Origin of the sequence: Corynebacterium sp. CCM 9204 (assembly GCF_041357695.1) — a bacterium.
In the GTDB taxonomy this organism is placed as follows: Bacteria; Actinomycetota; Actinomycetes; order Mycobacteriales; family Mycobacteriaceae; genus Corynebacterium.
This window is the reverse complement of record NZ_JAUERX010000001.1, coordinates 69,221-88,174: the sequence shown is the minus strand read 5'-3', so window position 1 is coordinate 88,174 and position 18,954 is coordinate 69,221. Positions and strand designations below refer to the sequence as shown.

The 18,954-nt window shown below is 59.2% G+C and carries 13 protein-coding genes and 1 CRISPR repeat array; of the genes, 8 read left to right on the top strand and 5 right to left on the bottom strand.

The features are described 5' to 3' along the window. The first annotated feature begins 376 nt into the window (after positions 1–376). From cas3 to cas2e, 8 genes are read left to right on the top strand one after another with little or no spacing between them, the layout of a single operon-like run. Positions 377–3,298, top strand: a complete 2,922-nt coding sequence (cas3, locus tag QWU43_RS00370; protein ID WP_370916858.1) for a CRISPR-associated helicase Cas3' — start codon at positions 377–379, stop codon at positions 3,296–3,298. 7 nt (positions 3,299–3,305) lie between these two features. Next, the gene (casA, locus tag QWU43_RS00365; protein ID WP_370916857.1) at positions 3,306–4,952 is read left to right on the top strand and encodes a type I-E CRISPR-associated protein Cse1/CasA; all 1,647 of its coding nucleotides are present in this window, start codon (positions 3,306–3,308) and stop codon (positions 4,950–4,952) included. Next, the gene (gene casB / locus QWU43_RS00360) at positions 4,945–5,616 is read left to right on the top strand and encodes a type I-E CRISPR-associated protein Cse2/CasB (RefSeq protein ID WP_370916856.1); all 672 of its coding nucleotides are present in this window, start codon (positions 4,945–4,947) and stop codon (positions 5,614–5,616) included. The genes casA and casB overlap by 8 nt, the downstream gene beginning before the upstream one ends. Further along, complete coding sequence (gene cas7e / locus QWU43_RS00355; RefSeq protein WP_370916855.1) at positions 5,613–6,770, top strand: type I-E CRISPR-associated protein Cas7/Cse4/CasC; 1,158 nt, start codon at positions 5,613–5,615, stop codon at positions 6,768–6,770. Before casB ends, cas7e begins: the two co-directional genes overlap by 4 nt. Beyond that, complete coding sequence (gene cas5e, locus QWU43_RS00350) at positions 6,767–7,492, top strand: type I-E CRISPR-associated protein Cas5/CasD (protein ID WP_370916854.1); 726 nt, start codon at positions 6,767–6,769, stop codon at positions 7,490–7,492. The genes cas7e and cas5e overlap by 4 nt, the downstream gene beginning before the upstream one ends. Then, positions 7,489–8,148 carry a type I-E CRISPR-associated protein Cas6/Cse3/CasE gene (gene cas6e / locus QWU43_RS00345; RefSeq protein WP_370916853.1) on the top strand — a complete coding sequence of 220 codons (660 nt, stop codon included), beginning with the start codon at positions 7,489–7,491 and terminating at the stop codon, positions 8,146–8,148. The genes cas5e and cas6e overlap by 4 nt, the downstream gene beginning before the upstream one ends. Before the next feature lie 3 nt (positions 8,149–8,151). After that, positions 8,152–9,123 carry a type I-E CRISPR-associated endonuclease Cas1e gene (gene cas1e, locus QWU43_RS00340; RefSeq protein WP_370916852.1) on the top strand — a complete coding sequence of 324 codons (972 nt, stop codon included), beginning with the start codon at positions 8,152–8,154 and terminating at the stop codon, positions 9,121–9,123. Between the two features lie 4 nt (positions 9,124–9,127). Beyond that, positions 9,128–9,469 carry a type I-E CRISPR-associated endoribonuclease Cas2e gene (gene cas2e, locus QWU43_RS00335; protein ID WP_370916851.1) on the top strand — a complete coding sequence of 114 codons (342 nt, stop codon included), beginning with the start codon at positions 9,128–9,130 and terminating at the stop codon, positions 9,467–9,469. Between the two features lie 133 nt (positions 9,470–9,602). After that, positions 9,603–14,450: direct repeats of the CRISPR family, unit length 29 nt; unit sequence GGGACCATCCCCGCACAGGCGGGGACAAC. Between the two features lie 278 nt (positions 14,451–14,728). On the opposite strand, the gene QWU43_RS00330 is transcribed toward cas2e, so the two are convergent. The 5 genes from QWU43_RS00330 to ribD form a co-directional block, all read right to left on the bottom strand. After that, positions 14,729–15,289: a nicotinamidase gene (locus QWU43_RS00330; protein ID WP_370915642.1), complete on the bottom strand. Its 561-nt coding sequence runs from the start codon at positions 15,287–15,289 to the stop codon at positions 14,729–14,731. Between the two features lie 114 nt (positions 15,290–15,403). Beyond that, a complete protein-coding gene (gene ribH, locus QWU43_RS00325; protein ID WP_370915641.1) occupies positions 15,404–15,895 on the bottom strand; it encodes a 6,7-dimethyl-8-ribityllumazine synthase in 492 nt (163 codons plus the stop codon). Beyond that, positions 15,892–17,154, bottom strand: a complete 1,263-nt coding sequence (locus QWU43_RS00320) for a bifunctional 3,4-dihydroxy-2-butanone-4-phosphate synthase/GTP cyclohydrolase II (RefSeq protein WP_370915640.1) — start codon at positions 17,152–17,154, stop codon at positions 15,892–15,894. Before QWU43_RS00320 ends, ribH begins: the two co-directional genes overlap by 4 nt. Further along, complete coding sequence (locus QWU43_RS00315; protein WP_370915639.1) at positions 17,151–17,753, bottom strand: riboflavin synthase; 603 nt, start codon at positions 17,751–17,753, stop codon at positions 17,151–17,153. The genes QWU43_RS00320 and QWU43_RS00315 overlap by 4 nt, the downstream gene beginning before the upstream one ends. Before the next feature lie 31 nt (positions 17,754–17,784). Further along, entirely contained in the window at positions 17,785–18,837 is a 1,053-nt protein-coding gene (ribD, locus tag QWU43_RS00310) for a bifunctional diaminohydroxyphosphoribosylaminopyrimidine deaminase/5-amino-6-(5-phosphoribosylamino)uracil reductase RibD (protein WP_370916850.1), read from the bottom strand. Between the last annotated feature and the right edge of the window lie 117 nt (positions 18,838–18,954).

Below are 18,954 nucleotides of genomic sequence, written 5' to 3'. Positions count from 1 at the left end.
ACTTAGCTGAACTCCTGCTTCAATTTAGCGACTTCTCTACAGTGTCCACGCCCCGACCGTTCGAGCAATCTTCCCCACCGTCGCCGCCAGATAAATTGTGCATACCCCCAAACGGAGCATGATCATCAGCGTGAATAATTATGCTATACCCCATTGCGCCACTTCCCAGCAGGCTCCTACCCTTATCCCCAACCGGAGACGAGCTTCTTCGGAATGAGCAGGTTCAACATCCCGCTCAGACATTGTCGAAACCGCCCCCCCTACAGCAGGGTGTCGAACTTATATTCGATCTTTCCGGGCAACGTGTCCCATACTTTTGGCAGAGTATTGGTTGCCCCCACAGGTACCCCGGACCACGACGGCAGGATAAGCGAGTATGCAGAGCGTCTTTCACCAACAGCCCCCTCCACCTAACCCCCTCACAAGCTCCTGGGCAAAATCCCCGCGGCGTTACGGCGAGGACAGCACGGAGATGCTTCCCCTTTACATACACCTCGATGACACGGCCTCTGTAGCCGACATCATGTGGGAAAACTGGCTACCACAAGCCACCCGACGCTTGGTGGCGACGTCGTTCACTACCGAGCTACTCGCGAAAAAAGCTGCGGTATTTCTCGCCGCTGGCCATGACATCGGTAAACATTCATCAGCATTTGCCATGCAGGTCCGACCACTTGCCGACCGGATGCGTGACGCGGGGATGCGTTTCATCCCCCTCTCCCCCGGAGAAAGGCGCAGAGCCCCTCACTCTATAATCAGTTATCTCAGTATGCTCAAATGGTTCGAAGCAAAGTCCGGCACCTGGGGTGCTCCTGGAGCTGGCGCTCTCGCAGGTGTTGTCGGAGGACATCACGGCGTCTATCCTGACGGAACCTGCACTCCAATGAACGTGTCCGCCTTTGCCAATGAAGAACACCTCCATTGGAGTAAAGACCGACTCATATGGTGGGATCGCGCAGCCGCAACAGCCGGACTCTCAGATGCCGAGATTGAGACCTTGGCCTGTTGCACTCCGACTCAATCCGCGCTCCACTCTTTAACGGGCTTCGTCATAGTGTGTGACTGGATCGCGTCCAATGCCGATCTGTTTCCGCTGACGCGCAATGCCGACCGGAACAGTCGAACCCAGCAAGCTCTACGCGACCTCGCACTCCCGGCACCATGGTCTCCATCTATCCCCGCCAACCCCGAAGCCCTTTTCTCCTCGCGCTTCGACCTTCCCCCCGGATCCACTCCGCGAACCATTCAGCTTGCAGCGATGGAATCAGCCTCGGAGATCGACGGCCCCGGCCTCATTCTCATCGAAGCCCCGACCGGAGAAGGAAAAACGGAAGCTGCACTCGCCGCAGCCGAAATCGTCGCATCCCGATTCCAATATGGCGGAGCCGTTATAGCGTTGCCTACCTGTGCCACCAGCGACGGGATATTCAACAGAATTCTCTCCTGGCTTAAGCGTGCCATACCAGAGAATATGAAAGCATCGGCGGTGCTCTGCCACTCACGGGCTCAGTTCAACGATGAGTATCGCGGGCTTTTGGAAAGCCGGAACCACCTACATCCGGTATACGACGATCTCGGAGAATCCGGACACAATGATGAATGGGGAAAGATCTCGGCACACTGGTGGCTGCAAGGTCGAAAAAAATCATCACTAGCAGACTTCAGTGTCGGGACCATCGATCAAGTACTTTTTTCTGCTCTCGCATCAAAACACGTCATGCTTCGACATCTGGGGTTGACCGGAAAGGTCGTGATACTGGATGAGATTCACTCCGCTGACACCTATATGTCTGTCTACCTTGACAGAGTCTTGGAGTGGTTCGGAGCGGCCGGCACCACAGTCATCGCTCTCTCTGCCACGCTATCCCCCGCACGACGCGCTGAGATGTGTACGGCCTACGCGAGGGGGCAGCTCAGCTCCGTGCCCGGTCGCCCAAAGTCAATGAGTTTCAGCGAGCGTCGTGCACGGAGACAAGATTCTCTGCCCGACCCCGAGGAAAACCTGTGGAAGAAGGCTACTGAGGTTACCGCTTACCCAGCAATATCATGCGTCTCGAACGGCGAGATAAAAGTACGAACCCCCCCTCCATCCGGACGCACGAGAACTTTTTTCATCCGCTCGATCGGGGAATCTGCGGACGATATTGCACAAACAGCACTCGAGATAACAAGTGGCGGCGGATGCGTAGGTATTATCGCCAACACGGTGTCCAGAGCCCAAGAAATCTACAGCACACTAGCAGCATCTATTCCTGAAAAGGAGATCTTTCTCCTTCATTCAAGGTTCCTCGCCGTCGACCGGAGATCACGTGAAAAGAAGCTACTCACACTGCTCGGACCGAACGGTCAACGTCCAGCTCGCCTGATCGTTGTTTCTACTCAGGTGATAGAACAATCCCTGGACATCGACTTTGATGCACTAGTGTCCGATCTAGCCCCCATGGATCTGCTCATACAACGAGCAGGCCGGATGCACCGCCATCAGACCAATAATGCCCGACGTCCAGTGAATCTACGGTCAGCGATATTACACATCTCCGGAGTCACCGGCGTGGATTTAGAGCGTTCAGAAATACCTGTTGATCCCCCCAGTTTCCCCAAAGGTTCCAGGTACGTCTACGGGGAGGCTGCGCTCCTGCGCACAACGCTAACGCTTCTTCGCCATGGCACGGTCATCACATCTCCGACAAATGTAAGTTCACTCGTCGACAGCGCCTACTCCACAGACCTAAATCATCCTTCTTCGTGGGCAGAAACATGGAGCAACGCACACGAAAAAGAAACTCAGCAACGCCACGAGAGCCGCGCTCGCGCGTCCACATTCTTGGTACCGCCTCCCAGCCGGGGTGGAACCGTCGGGTGGGCCACCATCGGTGACGAAGAGCCAGGTGACCGAAAGATCGGAGTTCCACAGGTTCGGGATGCAGACGCAACCTACGAAGTCATTGTGATTCAGCGTCAAGGTGACAGCCTGATAACACTCCCTTGGCTGGGTGACTATGGAAAATGTGTCGTCAATCCAATTATTGGCGTCGATGATGAGCTAGCACGTAATATTGCAATGTGCACTGTGACTCTTCCCGCCTTTCTTGCTAAAGGTAAACTGGGAGATGACGTTCTTGACATACTAGAAACCAACTACATCGATGTGTGGCAAAAATCTCACTGGCTGAGGGGACAACTTCCATTAGTCCTCGACGAGTATTTTTCAACAACGATTGGTCAGTACAAAATCTGGTACGATACAGAAACTGGCCTAAATATAGAAAAAGACGCTGGCACAAACTCAGGAGCATGACTACATCATGAGCGTTCCTACATTTAACCTCATTGACCAACCCTGGATAAAAGTCATCAACCAGACCGGGGATGTGGAAGAGGTTGGGGCACGAAAACTGCTTCATTCAGCATCTAACTACAGACAACTGGGCGGAGAACTCCCAACCATGGATTTCGCGATTCTCCGGATACTCCTAGCCATCCTCTACCGTGCACTAAGAGAGGAGCTTAAACACGATCCTCTCGGTTACTGGAAGCAAATGTGGGATCTAAGGAGTCTCGACACCGAGATGGTGGATGAGTACCTGGATACCTGGCATGACAGATTCGACCTCTGCGACTCAGAACACCCATTTCTCCAGGCCGCTACGCTTCGGAAGCCCTCCGGGACGTGGAAGGATCTCTCAGTGATCATCCCGGACAGTCCCGGGGGAGCTGCCCTGTACACCCGCACAGACCCGACTACGCCGATATCGTTGGCTGAGGGGGCCCGATGGCTGATCCACGCGAACGCATGGGACTACTCAGGAATCAAATCAGGCCAGTGTGATGATCCCCGGGTTACAGGTGGAAGAGGTTCCCCCATGGGAATCGGGTGGTGTGGACAGCTCGGCGGAACGACGGTCGTGGGCAGCACACTACTCGAAACGCTGCTTCTCAATTTCATCGCAGGCCGAGTTCCAGAAGTCGATGATCTCCCGCTGTGGGAGGAGCCTCCGCTACCTTCAGGGCCGAGGCCAGATTTGCGGCCACCAGGCCAAATGGCACTGTTTACCTGGCCGCAGCGGCGAATTCGGCTTCGAGTTCAAGACGGCGTGGTCACCGGCGCCTTGGTCTGCAACGGAGATGAAATTGACGTCGCTGCTCAACTCCAAAACGAGACCATGACCCCATTCAAATATTCGAAGTCTGAATCTAATAAAGCGAAACGCTCCATCTACATTCCCCGAACCCTCACCCGTGGGCAGACCATGTGGCAGGGACTTGAAACACTTCTCCCCAACCCGGATCCGAGCATGGTCGTGGGCCCCAACAAGAGCAAGGTTCGCGGGTCCATTCCCCCACATAACGTCACCTGGGTCGGCCGACTAACCAATGGTTTTCTTCCACCCGCATACCGTATCGTTCTCGACGTCGTGAGCATTGAGTACGGCACCCAGAAATCCGTAGTCAACACTATCCTCCATGACTCCCTCAGTCTATCCAGCGAACTCGCCTCCGCTGACGCGCAGAACCTTCAGGGGCTGGTCCTTTCTGCGGTCGAACGTGCAACCCAGGTCGGCCGAGAATACACAAATCTCGCAGGAAATCTTGCGATCGCAACAGGAGGAACACCGGAAGGACAGCGAACGCACGCTTCCGTTCAGTATTTCAGTCGGGTGGATCCGATGTTCCGTACATGGCTCACCGGCATCACCGCCCAGTGCGATCAAGATGCGGAAAGGGTTAAATGGGCCTCATCTCTCCGCGCACTCGCCTTGGATTTAGCAGAAAATCTCGTGGTGAACGCAGGTGAAAGTGCGTGGACGGGCAGAGAACATGATGGTCGCATCTACACCTCCCCGCTGGTCCACGCCCGGTACATGGCGGAGATCAATAGAATTCTCCCCCGTGAAGAAACAGAAGCTACCCTCATTCCTGAAGAAGGGAAAACCGAGAATCCTCATGACTGACATCACCGACACACAGCAGCGTTCAATGAGGGCAGTTCTAAGAGCCAAGATGAACCGCCAAATTGCCGATCTTCAAACCCGCTACCTGCATGAGGAAAGCCGGGCCAAGGCACAGCTAGCACTCATGCGATCAAGTACAACAAGAGAACTCGGTGACATGCCCGACATGTGGCCGCTTGTTCTTTCGGGCTTACCTGCGACCAGCAATCAATACAACGAGCCGAGTTACGCAGAAAGCGCGGTGTACACAGCCTTCGGATTATATGGAATCCATCAACAGTCCCAACGTAGCCCCATGCACGTACCCATGCGGGACGACGGATTGGAGTCCAGGCATCGCACCGGATTCGGAGACGCTGTTCGACGCCTCGCAGATCCCTCGAATACGGAGGAATTCGAACAATCAACGCTACGCAGATTCCGAGCCCTAGCAACAGCTCAAACCTTCGAAGCATCCAGACATCATGCCCGGGGTCTCATACAGCAGTTTCGAGCGCATAAGATACCCCTCGACTATGCGCAACTCACTGTTGATCTCTATGAACTACAGTTTGCCGAGAGCGCCCCCGGGGTACGACTTCGCTGGGGACGACAGCTTCACCGTACCGCCCCGAAAACCAATCCCGAATCCTGCCCTAATAACCCACGAAAGGTAATCTCATGACAACCAATAATCTCTACCTCGACATCCACATCATCCAGTCCGTACCACCGTCATGCATCAACAGGGATGACACCGGAAGCCCGAAATCAGCCATCTACGGTGGTGTACGGCGTTCCCGTGTGTCGAGTCAGGCCTGGAAACACGCCGCGAGAGAGAATTTCAAAAACTACCTCAATACTGACGAACTTGGTGAACGCACTCTCGTCGCTGTCGACCGAATCGCTTCAAAAATCCACGAACTTCGACCGGATATCGAAACCGGCACTGCCAAAGACCTCGCAGTAAAAACCCTGACTGCGTCCGGGATCAAGGTGAAAGAACCCAAGGTAAAGGAAGGCGAAGAGAAAGCGACTGGCCCAGTCACCGAGTATTTGCTCTTTCTGTCTCACCGCCAGATTATAAACTTGGCAAAACTCGGTATCGAGTCGAACGACTCCGGTAAATCAATAACAAAGAAAAAGGCACAGGCAGCAATTACTAATGATCATTCCATCGACATTGCACTGTTCGGTAGAATGATCACCACTAAACCAAATACGCAGAAGTTGAATTCCGACGCCACCTGCCAAGTTGCGCATGCGATCTCAGTGCACCCTGCTCTCACCGAGTTCGATTATTTCACCGCTCGTGATGACAACAGAGTCAAAGATACGGCTGAAGCTGAAATGATCGGAACCGTTGAGTTCACATCATCTACGCTCTATCGCTACGCGACGATTAATGTTCCCAAACTCTTCGAGCATCTGGGATCACTCGATGCTGCCTGCCGTGCCGTCGAAGCTTTCCTAGCTTGCTTCACATTGTCCATGCCAACCGGTAAACAAAACACCTTTGGAAACAGGACTCGGCCCGAACTCGTCATGGTGTCGATCCGCGAAGATCAGCCTGTAAACTTCGTTGGCGCTTTCGAAAAAGCGATTAAATCTGATTCCGGATACGGAGAAAAAGCGGTAATCAAGCTCGCCCAGCATGCTGTACGCGAAGACACCGACTACGGCACTGATCCGGTCGCCGTTCGATATTTTGTCTCCGGATCTGCCGCAACCTCAGAGGCAAAGAGCGAATTGGATAAATATGGAACCTTTGGAACTTTTCAGGATATCAGGAATTTTGCCGTCGATTCCGTCAAAAACCGTCTTGGGAGCCCGGAATGACGGTCGTTGTACTCCAACTTGCCGGATCATTACAAGCATGGGGCAGTGAGAGTCGTTTCAACCACCGAAAGACCCTCGATCACCCAACAAAAAGTGGCGTCATCGGACTGGTAGCAGCAGCGCTCGGTCGTTCACGTGAAGAGCCCATTGATGACTTGGCCACCCTCCGTTTCGGAACACGGGTCGATCAGCCCGGCCCGCTCCTTACAGATTTCCAGACGGAGCTCGACTGGGACATGAAAGCCCAAAGTGCCGACATTAAGAAGGCGTCAAAGCCGCTAACGCGCCGGGACTATCTCTGCGACGCCGTGTTCCTTGCAGCGCTCGAAGGGCAGGAAGGAGAAATCTCCAAAATAGCCGGAGCACTTCAAAAACCGAGATATCCACTCTTCCTCGGTCGCCGATCATGCCCTCCAAGCAAGAAAGTATTCCTTGGTGTTGAAGAAGGCCCCCTTGAACAGGTGCTAAACGAGTACCGCTGGATCGCGTCCGAGGCCTACATCGATTCACTCAATGAATCAGTACGGCTCCATTATTACCGCGATGCTTTACCTGGGGAGAAATACGACGAGCTCATCAGGGACGCGCCTCGGAGTTTCCGAGAGAATGGCCGGGCACACGATCTTCGGGGAGTCGTCCATGGTTTCACGGAACCCCGCAATGCGGGCAACACCTCTACACCCAACCACGACCCAATGCTCCTCCTGAGAGGTGAAGCATGAGCTACCTGTCCCGCATGAATTTGCATCCACGGCGACGTGGAACCACAGAACTTCTCGGCAATCCCTGGAAAATGCACGCAGCCGTAATGAGCTGTTTCCCCCCTGAGTTAACCGGGGACGATAGCCACCGCGTCCTATGGCGGATAGACCGCTCCGAGCACGCAATCAGCCTCATCATCGTCAGCAGAGATCAACCCTCGTTCATCCACCTCCAGGAACAAGCTGGCTGGGAAAATCAGTCCTCCTGGGACTCGGTACGCTACGATCCATTTCTGAATCGAATGCAGGAAGGAGATATCTACCGATTCCGACTCACTGCTAACCCGAGCAAAACGATTCGAACCGACAACGGGGAAAGGAAACAGGTCGGTTTACTGACATTAGCGGATCAAACGAAATGGCTCACTGAACGAACAGAAGAAAAGGGCTTTTCAATTACCTCTCCTGGACCGGATGAAGACCTGATGTTCCAGGTCACCAAGAAAGGTCTGCAACGATTCCGCAGAGGCCAACGCACTGTCACCCTAGCGACAGCCCAATACGACGGAATCCTGCGCGTCACAGACCCAAACCAGCTACGGAAGACCCTCACTGATGGGATTGGTCGCGCGAAAGGATTCGGCATGGGCCTACTAACACTGGCACCAGCGAGATAAACGATGGCACGAGGATTAGGAGTCGGTAAACCGACTCGCTCGTCAGAACTCACCCGCGCCAGTGATCGGATTAGCTTCATCTACCTGGAACACTGCACCATAGGGAGAGATGATGGTGCTTTAACTGCGACCACTGAGGAAGGGACCCTTCATATCCCAACTTCAACGCTGGGAGCACTTCTACTCGGGCCGGGTACCCGTATAACGCATCAAGCCATGCTGGTAGCCGCAGACAGCGGAACAAGTGTCATCTGGTGTGGGGAAAATGGTGTCCGATATTACGCGCACGGCCGACCGCTCGCCAGATCCACTCGGCTCCTCGAACAACAGGCGGCCCTGGTTTCAAACACCCGATCCAGACTCCGAGTTGCACGGCGAATGTATGAGATGCGGTTTTGCGGTGAATCAACTGAGGGCCTCACGATGCAGCAGCTTCGAGGTAGAGAAGGCGCACGAGTGAGAGATGTGTACCGGCGATGCTCTGAAACGACAGGAGTGAAGTGGTCGAAGAGGCAATATGACCCCAATGATTTTCTGTCCAGTGATGACATTAACCAAGCCCTGTCAGCAGCTCATGCTGCTTTGTACGGTGTCGTTCACTCAGTGATAGTCGCCCTCGGATGTTCTCCTGGACTCGGGTTTGTGCACACAGGGCACGACCGAAGTTTCGTATATGACATTGCAGATCTTTATAAGGCAGAGGTTTCCATCCCGGTCGCATTTGATACTGTCGCTAGGCTTCACAATGAAGAGCTAACTCCTGATAGTCTAACCTCCGAGATCAGGCGAAGATGCCGGGATCTTTTCAAGGAGAACAAAATACTCAGCCGTGTGACACAGGACGTAAATCACCTACTATCTGAAAATAAAGATGGTGGAGAAGCAGATGACACACCCCTCCCCGATGTAGTCGAACTATGGGACGACAAGGTAGATTCGGTTGAATCGGGAATAAACTACGATATAGATCCTTAGACCCATGATTACGATAATCCTATCTTGCTGCCCACCTTCCCTACAAGGATATCTAACACGATGGCTCATTGAAGTATCAACCGGCGTGTACGTAGGTCGGGTAAATACTCGCTTACGAGAAAAGATTTGGGCGATCATCATCGAAGAGGTGGGCAGCGGTAGAGCGATCATGACCTATCCCGATCAAACTAAGGAGCAGGGATTCTCCATACTGATGTACAACCACGAGTGGACAACCATCGACCTAGACGGATTACAGCTTATCATGCGCCCTATATCCAAACGAAAAACCAAAACACCCAAAGGATGGTCCCACGCTTCTCGACGGAGAAGAATAAGAAGGTAAAGAGACGTCCTATCTTCAGCAGAGATGACATCAGAAAGTCAGGAAGACGCCCACCAATAGTGCAGTATTGGACCGTTATAATCATCCCTCGAAAGCAGGATAACAAAAGATAGCTAGTGCTGAAGATCAGTGATTAGATCATCCCGCGCAGGCGGAGACAACTTACCGGACTCGTCGGACTTGCGACCGCTCTGGGGGCCATCCCCGCGCAGGCGGGGACAACCAGCAGGACATCGCCGGGCTCATGCGGGTGCTGGGACCATCCCCGCACAGGCGGGGACAACATACGAACGGTAGCCATTGTTTTTCCTTACTGGGGACCATCCCCGCACAGGCGGGGACAACCCAAATCCCACGGATTCCGGTATTCCAGGCCAGGGACCATCCCCACACAGGCGGGCACAACCCGTAGCCTGCATCGATGGACGCCACGAGGTGGGGACCATCCCCGCACAGGCGGGGACAACAAGATGTCGGGGCGTGACTTCTTCGGCAGTTCGGGACCATCCCCGCACAGGCGGGGACAACTAGGCGCCGATGATCCGCATAATCCGTCCGTGGGGACCATCCCCGCACAGGCGGGGACAACGCGGTGTTGCCATTTTGCGGCGTCATCCCATTGGGACCATCCCCGCACAGGCGGGGACAACCACTGCGCCATCCGTCGTGGTGGACCTCGACGGGGACCATCCCCGCACAGGCGGGGACAACCACTGCGCCATCCGTCGTGGTGGACCTCGACGGGGACCATCCCCGCACAGGCGGGGACAACAGATCGACCTCCCGCCGGAGGAACCGCGCCTGAGGACCATCCCCGCACAGGCGGGGACAACAAAATCAATTACTCCGAGAGTGACTCCAGTTCGGGACCATCCCCGCACAGGCGGGGACAACGGGCACGTGATTGTCGTCGCGGAGGAGCAGGAGGGACCATCCCCGCACAGGCGGGGACAACACACCGGGTGGACAGCATCAATTCCCGGCGGTGGGACCATCCCCGCACAGGCGGGGACAACTCCCGGAACCGCTCCATCGACCGCGCCAAAGCGGGACCATCCCCGCACAGGCGGGGACAACTCGAACTTCGCGGGAGAAAACAGCGGATTGTGGGGACCATCCCCGCACAGGCGGGGACAACTCATGGTTCCTCCTATGGGATCGGCCCACCCGGGGACCATCCCCGCACAGGCGGGGACAACGCAGAGTGTCTTTTAGAGCCTCAACCGGGCTAGGGACCATCCCCGCACAGGCGGGGACAACAGACCAGCAGGTCAAAAGCACCGCACCCATCAGGGACCATCCCCGCACAGGCGGGGACAACATCGAGCACGCTGTCAATCTTCTTTACATACAGGGACCATCCCCGCACAGGCGGGGACAACCTTATCTCGGACACCCTCGTGGACGGCAAGCCGGGACCATCCCCGCACAGGCGGGGACAACCCACATGCACATGTACTCGGCTTTGAAACCAGGGGACCATCCCCGCACAGGCGGGGACAACGAGTCGATCGGTATCCGCCCCTCAGAGTCCGAGGGACCATCCCCGCACAGGCGGGGACAACCCCCATCGCGTCCGTGGTCTGCTCGGTGAGAAGGGACCATCCCCGCACAGGCGGGGACAACGGACGGCCCGGTCCGAGTGGTTCCACGGACTTGGGACCATCCCCGCACAGGCGGGGACAACAGGACGCCAGCGCCTACTACAGCGACCTTGTTAGGACCATCCCCGCACAGGCGGGGACAACAAAAGGAAAGCACATCTGATGGCATCTCCCCAGGGACCATCCCCGCACAGGCGGGGACAACACACGCCCACCCGACGACCGCTTCAGTGACAGGGGACCATCCCCGCACAGGCGGGGACAACTAGAAGCTGTCGAACGGCTGAAGCTCTAGATAGGGACCATCCCCGCACAGGCGGGGACAACACGACTCATCCGAAGGGAATCGCCATGGTCGAGGGACCATCCCCGCACAGGCGGGGACAACACGTCGGTAGCTGGAGCGCAGGGGTACGCGCAGGGACCATCCCCGCACAGGCGGGGACAACACTTCCGGGCGGCGCTCGCGGAGATTGAATCAAGGACCATCCCCGCACAGGCGGGGACAACATAGTGTCATCACTAGGATGCAGGTCACGAACGGGACCATCCCCGCACAGGCGGGGACAACACGTTTCCTGCGACTTTTGCGCCGTCCTTTTTGGGACCATCCCCGCACAGGCGGGGACAACTACAGTGATGTTCCGCCGGGGGTCAGCATACGGGGACCATCCCCGCACAGGCGGGGACAACCGGATTCCAGCCGGGCGTCGCCGGACACACCGGGGACCATCCCCGCACAGGCGGGGACAACTTCACCGGCCTCACGGAGCGTACGACGAAGCTGGGACCATCCCCGCACAGGCGGGGACAACTAATCGACACGCCGTATCGCTCGATAGGGTCAGGGACCATCCCCGCACAGGCGGGGACAACCCGATGATTACAGCGCGGGTTCGGCGTGTATCGGGACCATCCCCGCACAGGCGGGGACAACTTCACGTGGTGCTACATCATCGCTTTCTTGTTGGGACCATCCCCGCACAGGCGGGGACAACTGCCGCCAGGGGTTTCGGCGGCCTCTCAGTATGGGACCATCCCCGCACAGGCGGGGACAACGTGGGGGTGGCGTTGACGCAGCTTCCGAGGCTGGGACCATCCCCGCACAGGCGGGGACAACTCCCCATCGCTCCATCGGCCATTTTCTGCAATGGGACCATCCCCGCACAGGCGGGGACAACGAACACCCGTTCTAAGTGCCCAAAGGCGAACGGGGACCATCCCCGCACAGGCGGGGACAACCTGCTGATCGTCTAGAAAGGGGGAACCGTGGGGGGACCATCCCCGCACAGGCGGGGACAACTCACGTTCCCGGATACCCGCCACTCTGCGAGAGGGACCATCCCCGCACAGGCGGGGACAACCCGCCCCCGCTCCGTTTGTGAGGTTTTGATGCCTGGACCATCCCCGCACAGGCGGGGACAACATCGCGGCTCACGCGCAGCTCCCCCCGTCGGAGGGACCATCCCCGCACAGGCGGGGACAACGGGATCATGGCGTGAAACGTACACCGGCCCGAGGGACCATCCCCGCACAGGCGGGGACAACAGCTGGACATCCCGCTCGTTTGCACCGGAGATGGGACCATCCCCGCACAGGCGGGGACAACGACAGCAGTGCGGATTTGCCAGCCATCGGGGGGGACCATCCCCGCACAGGCGGGGACAACGCGTCGTCATTCCCGAGCACATGCGCGTAGACGGGACCATCCCCGCACAGGCGGGGACAACCTGCTGATCCTCGGCGATTGCGCGTTCCCGCCAGGACCATCCCCGCACAGGCGGGGACAACACCCGCTCACGCGGTGATGAGCAGCCCGTCACGGGACCATCCCCGCACAGGCGGGGACAACTTCGTGTCGATCTTCTTCCGCACCTCAGCCGAGGGACCATCCCCGCACAGGCGGGGACAACCTTTTCCCAGATCCCACGTACAGCGGCGCGGTGGGACCATCCCCGCACAGGCGGGGACAACCAGAGCCGGTGTATCCGAATCATGTGGCATTTGGGACCATCCCCGCACAGGCGGGGACAACCCTGCGGAGGGGTTAGCCGCCGCTCGTAGCTTGGGACCATCCCCGCACAGGCGGGGACAACATGCTCTCGGTGGCAAAGTTGATTCTTCAGACGGGACCATCCCCGCACAGGCGGGGACAACGCATGATCGGGAAACACGGCGGTCGGCAGTCAGGGACCATCCCCGCACAGGCGGGGACAACTCCTCGTCTGCTTCGCTTCCTCGTCTGCTTCGCGGACCATCCCCGCACAGGCGGGGACAACAAGGCCATCGGTCTTATCGAGCGCGCTGGCGCGGGACCATCCCCGCACAGGCGGGGACAACCGATATGGAGCCACAAAGACCGGACAGACTCGGGGACCATCCCCGCACAGGCGGGGACAACAAAATCATCCGACCCCGGTAGTCCTCCCTGCGGGGACCATCCCCGCACAGGCGGGGACAACGGTGAGCGCCACAATCTCATTTGGGCCGATGAGGGACCATCCCCGCACAGGCGGGGACAACGTTTCACGCCATGATCCCGACCTCGCCATGATGGGACCATCCCCGCACAGGCGGGGACAACAACAGCGCACCAACCTGACCCCGCCGAGTGGGGGGACCATCCCCGCACAGGCGGGGACAACGCAGCCAGCAGATTTGCCTGCTTCGTGCCCTTGGGACCATCCCCGCACAGGCGGGGACAACTCGGCACTGAAGCGCCTGTACACCGGCTCGGGGGGACCATCCCCGCACAGGCGGGGACAACAATGCAGGAAGGAGGGTAAACGGCGTGTCGTGGGGACCATCCCCGCACAGGCGGGGACAACGGTTTTGCGGGTTTCGGTTCCCGGTTTGGGGTGGGACCATCCCCGCACAGGCGGGGACAACATCGTCGTATATATCGGCACAGGTCGCAGGAGGGGACCATCCCCGCACAGGCGGGGACAACATCAGCGGTTTAAGGCTGGACATGAGCACCTGGGGACCATCCCCGCACAGGCGGGGACAACACCTTGCCGGTGGTGTCCGTGATCTGTCCCTAGGGACCATCCCCGCACAGGCGGGGACAACCCAGGTGATCGCGTTTTCGAGTGCGTCTATGAGGGACCATCCCCGCACAGGCGGGGACAACCTCGCCCGAGCCTGGAAACTGCCGCCGGACTGGGGACCATCCCCGCACAGGCGGGGACAACTACAGTGATGTTCCGCCGGGGGTCAGCATATGGGGACCATCCCCGCACAGGCGGGGACAACCGATCCGATCACCGATCATCAGCCGACCGCCGGGGACCATCCCCGCACAGGCGGGGACAACGTCGGATTTATCGAAGAACCAGTTCGGCGGCAGGGACCATCCCCGCACAGGCGGGGACAACGCTTTTTTACCAGCGGAAATAGTGTCCCGGGTGCCAGTTTACCTTCACTTGGTTTTTCTTGTCCCGCACGTCTGGTTTCTCCGCCACCCTGATTGTGGGTGTCTCGTTGACAACGATGCGTGTAATCGCGATGGAGAGCTGAAGGCTCGGCGCAGGCCTCCTTGTTCGAGGACACCATGTTCCAGGCCGCAAGGATGCGCGTGTGCCGTGGTCGTCCCGGTTTCTCGGGTTCCCCGCTGATACGGGTCCGGTGTCGTCCGTTCTCAGGTGAGGCGGCACTACACGATCTCGGCTCCGGAGTTTTTCATGTCGGTGAGTGCTTGCGCTTCGGTGTCGGGGTGTACGGGTGAACAGAGGTCGGTGAGTACCCGCACGGTGAATCCTTCTTTGAGGGCGTCGAGGACGGTGGCTTTGACGCAGTAGTCGGTGGCTATACCGGTGATATCGAGGTCTGTGATTCCTTTGTCGCGGAGCCACTCGGCCATGGTGGTGTTGTCGTCGGTGGCGGCGTGTCCTTCGAAGCCGGAGTACGCGGCGGTGTATTCGCCTTTCCGGAAGATCTGGTGCAGGGTTTCTTCGTCGATGGCGGGGTGGAAGTCGGCTCCTCCGGTTCCGACGACGCAGTGCACGGGCCAGGAGTCGATGTAGTCGGGGTTGTCGGAGAAGTGTGTTCCGGGGTCGATGTGCCAGTCCTGCGTTGCGACGATCACGTCGTATCCGTTGTCGGGGTCCCGTTGGAGGCGGGCGATCTGTTCGGCGACGATGTTTCCGCGCTCTGTTCCCAGGGCTCCTCCGGGGCAGAAGTCGTTTTGGACGTCGACGATGACGAGTGCGCGCATGCTGTTGTCTCGCTTTCGGGTGGACCTGGTTGCCGTTGATTCACAGTGTAGGTCGGTTGCATCGACCTGCATGGGCACCGTTCCCCTGTCGGTGGGCGCCGGGAGTTCAGATGATTATGTGGCTGACGTTTCGGGGTAGCTGTTGATTTTTCGTAGGAGGTCGGCGGTATGGATAGCGGCGATCATCGCATCCCGACCTTTGTTTTCGGTTGCGCCTTCCACGCCGGAGCGAGCGACCGCTTGTTCGTGGGTGTCGCAGGTGAGGACACCGTTGCCGATGGGTGTGCCGGTGTCGAGGGTGATGCGGGTGAGTCCTGCGGTGACGGCGTCGCAAACGTAGTCGAAGTGGGGTGTCCCGCCGCGAATGACGCATCCGAGGGCGACGACGGCGTCCACTTTGGTAGCGAGGGCCTGGGCGACAACGGGTATTTCCAGGGCGCCGACGACGACGTATGCGCGGGCGGTCGCCCCGGTTTCAGCGGCGGCTGCCAGTGCTTCTTCCTGGAGTTTGCCCGTGATGTCTTCGTTCCAGCGGGAGGTGACGATGGCTACGGTGAGGCCTGTCCCGTCCGGGACGTCGATTTCGGGCAGTCCTGCTCCACTCATTGTTTCTCCTCGTCGAGTTGTGCCGTGCGGTTGATGTGCTCGTCGAGCCAGGGTAGGTCGTGACCCATCCGGTCGCGTTTGGTCTGCAGATAGCGCAGGTTGTCGTCATTGACGTCGACGGGTACGGGGACTCGGCGGGCGAGTTGGAGTCCGTAGCCACCGAGTCCGCTGCGTTTGGTGGGATTGTTGGTGAGGAGTGCCATTGACCGGACGCCGAGGTCCCTCAGGATCTGGGCCCCGGTACCGTATTCGCGGGCGTCGGTGGGGAGGCCGAGGGCGAGGTTGGCGTCGACGGTATCCGCTCCGGAGTCCTGGAGTTGGTAGGCCTCGAGTTTGTGCAGCAGGCCGATGCCGCGTCCTTCGTGTCCCCGCATGTAGAGCAGGATGCCGCGGCCGGCTTCCTGGATCATCCGCATGGAGGCGTGGAGTTGTTGGCCGCAGTCACAGCGTCGGGAGGCGAAGACGTCTCCGGTGAGGCATTCGGAGTGGACTCGGACGAGGACGTCTTCTCCCCCATTGTCATCGATATTTCCCGCGACGAGGGCGACGTGTTCGATTCCGTCGATGAGGCTGCGGTATCCGTGGGCGGTGAATTCGCCGAAGTCGGTGGGCATCCGGGTGACGGCGACTTTCTCGACGAGGATTTCGTTGCGGCGCCGGTATTCGATCAACTGCTCGATGGAGATCAGGGGGAGGTCGTGGGTGTCGCAGAATTCCCGTAGTTCAGGGGTACGTGCCATGCCGGTCGGGTCTTTTTCGGACACGACTTCGCAGAGCACACCGGCGGGCCGTAGTCCGGCGAGTCGGGCGAGGTCCACTGCGGCTTCGGTGTGTCCGGCCCGGGTGAGCACTCCCCCGTCCCGTGCGCGGAGGGGAACGACGTGGCCGGGGCGGGTGAAATCCACTCGAGTGGTGGTGGGGTCCGCTAGCCGACGGATGGTGCGGGCGCGGTCAGTGGCGGAGATACCGGTGGTTCCGGTCGCGGCATCCACGGTGACGGTGTAGGCGGTGCCGCGGGCGTCCTCGTTGCGGGCGACCATGGGGGGTAGCCCGAGGCGGTCGCAGTCGGTTCCGGTGAGTGCGGCGCAGACGTAGCCGGATGAGTAGCGGACCATGAAGGCGAGTAGTTCCGGGGTGGCGCGGTCTGCGGCGAAAATGATGTCGCCTTCGTTCTCCCGGTCCTCATCGTCCACGACAACTATGGCTTTGCCTGCTCGGATGTCTGAGATCGCGCGTTCAACGGTGTCGAACCCGGTCATTGTTTCGGCCCCTCACGGCGGAGCAGCTTCTCGACGTACTTCGCCAGCACGTCCACCTCCAGATTGACGATGGCACCGGGGGTGAGCCTGCCGAGGATGGTGCTGTCGAGTGTGGTGGGGATGAGGCTGACCTCGAACCAGTCCTCGTCAACGGCGGAGACGGTGAGGGAGGTGCCGTCAACGGCGATGGAGCCCTTCTCCACCACGTAGCGGGCGATCTGTGCAGGCAGGGAGATGCGGAGGATCTCCCAACGCTCGCCGGGTGTGCGGCTGATGAGTTCGCCGGTGGCGTCGACGTGCCCCTGGACGATGTGCCCGCCGAGACGGCCGGTGACGGCGAGCGCGCGTTCGAGGTTGACGGTGTCGCCGGGTTCGAGGGTTCCGAGTGAGGAACGGCGAAGGGTTTCCGGCATGACGTCGGCACTGAATCCGTTGCCGTCGAGTTGTGCGACGGTCAGGCATACTCCGTTTACGGCGATGGAGTCGCCTTCAGCGGCATCTTTGACAACGTCCGTACATCTAACTGAGAGACGGATCACATCACCGTCGGGAGTGATTCCCGCAATGTGGCCGACCTCCTCGATGATCCCTGTAAACATGGTCACCAGCGTAACCCCCGCAGTCTCTGGTTCAGTCGGATGCCCCTCGTAGCGCACGGATCAACACGTCATCCCCCAGGCGATCTACCCGGATGGTTCGGAAGCGGGTCATCTCTGCGATGGTATTTGCAGCGCCGGTGTCGACGGCCGCGGTTCCGGCACCGAGCACGGCCGGGGCGATGTAGGACTCGATTGCATCAACCAGGTCGGCCCGGAGGAACGCGCCGGCGAGTCGCGGACCGCCCTCGATGAGCACGTCCATGATTTCGCGTTCCGCGAGCGCGGCGACCACCTCCGTGAGATCCCTGGTGCGCAGGTGGAGGAAGCCTCCTGCGCCTGCCCGGATCGCGGCGTCCTGCGGTACATCGCTGCGCCCGACGACGACGCGGAGCGGCTGGTTTCCGAGCGGTGTGCCGTCGGCGCCACGAGCTGTCAGTCGGGGATCATCGGCGTGGACTGTGCCGGTGCCGACGATGATGGCATCACGTCGAGAGCGATCACCGTGCACCCGCCACCGGGACTCTGGGCCGGTGATCCACTGCGATGTCCCGTCTGTGGCGGCCGCGCGGCCGTCCACGGTCGCCGCCGTTTTCAGCGTGAAGTGGGGGCGTCCCGTGGCCTGCACATGCAGCCAGGGACGGAGCGCCGCATCCGCCGTAGCTTTGGCGAGAAGGCCACGGGTGACAGCCAGGCCCTGCGATGCCAGCCAGTCCGCACCACCCGCAGCAACGGGGTTCGGGTCGGTGACCGCGAAGGTCAGTGCTGCCACACCAGCTTGTACGAGGGCCCCTGTACATGGCGGTGTGCGTCCCTGATGGTGGCACGGTTCGAGGGTGACCACGGCATGCCCGCCTCTGATCTGTTCACCGGCGGCGGCGATCACCTGCGCCTCCGCGTGGGGGCCACCAGCGGGCTCGGTGGCTGCAACTGCACGGGGCACTCCCGCGGTGTCGAGGATCACACAGCCCACGGGCGGGTTGGGGCGGGTCGTACCACGAACCCGCTCGGCCGCGTCGCCGGCGATCTGCATCGCCAGCTCCACGGAGATGGGACGGTCCAGCAGCAGATCGGGAAAGAGTGGCATGATGAGACCGCCTTCCTGCGGTGATACCTCACCGCACAGTACGATGTCAGTGAGTATGACGCCTGATTCCCCTGGGCCACTGCGGGCCCGTCCCAACCCCGTTCGGGTAACCACAAT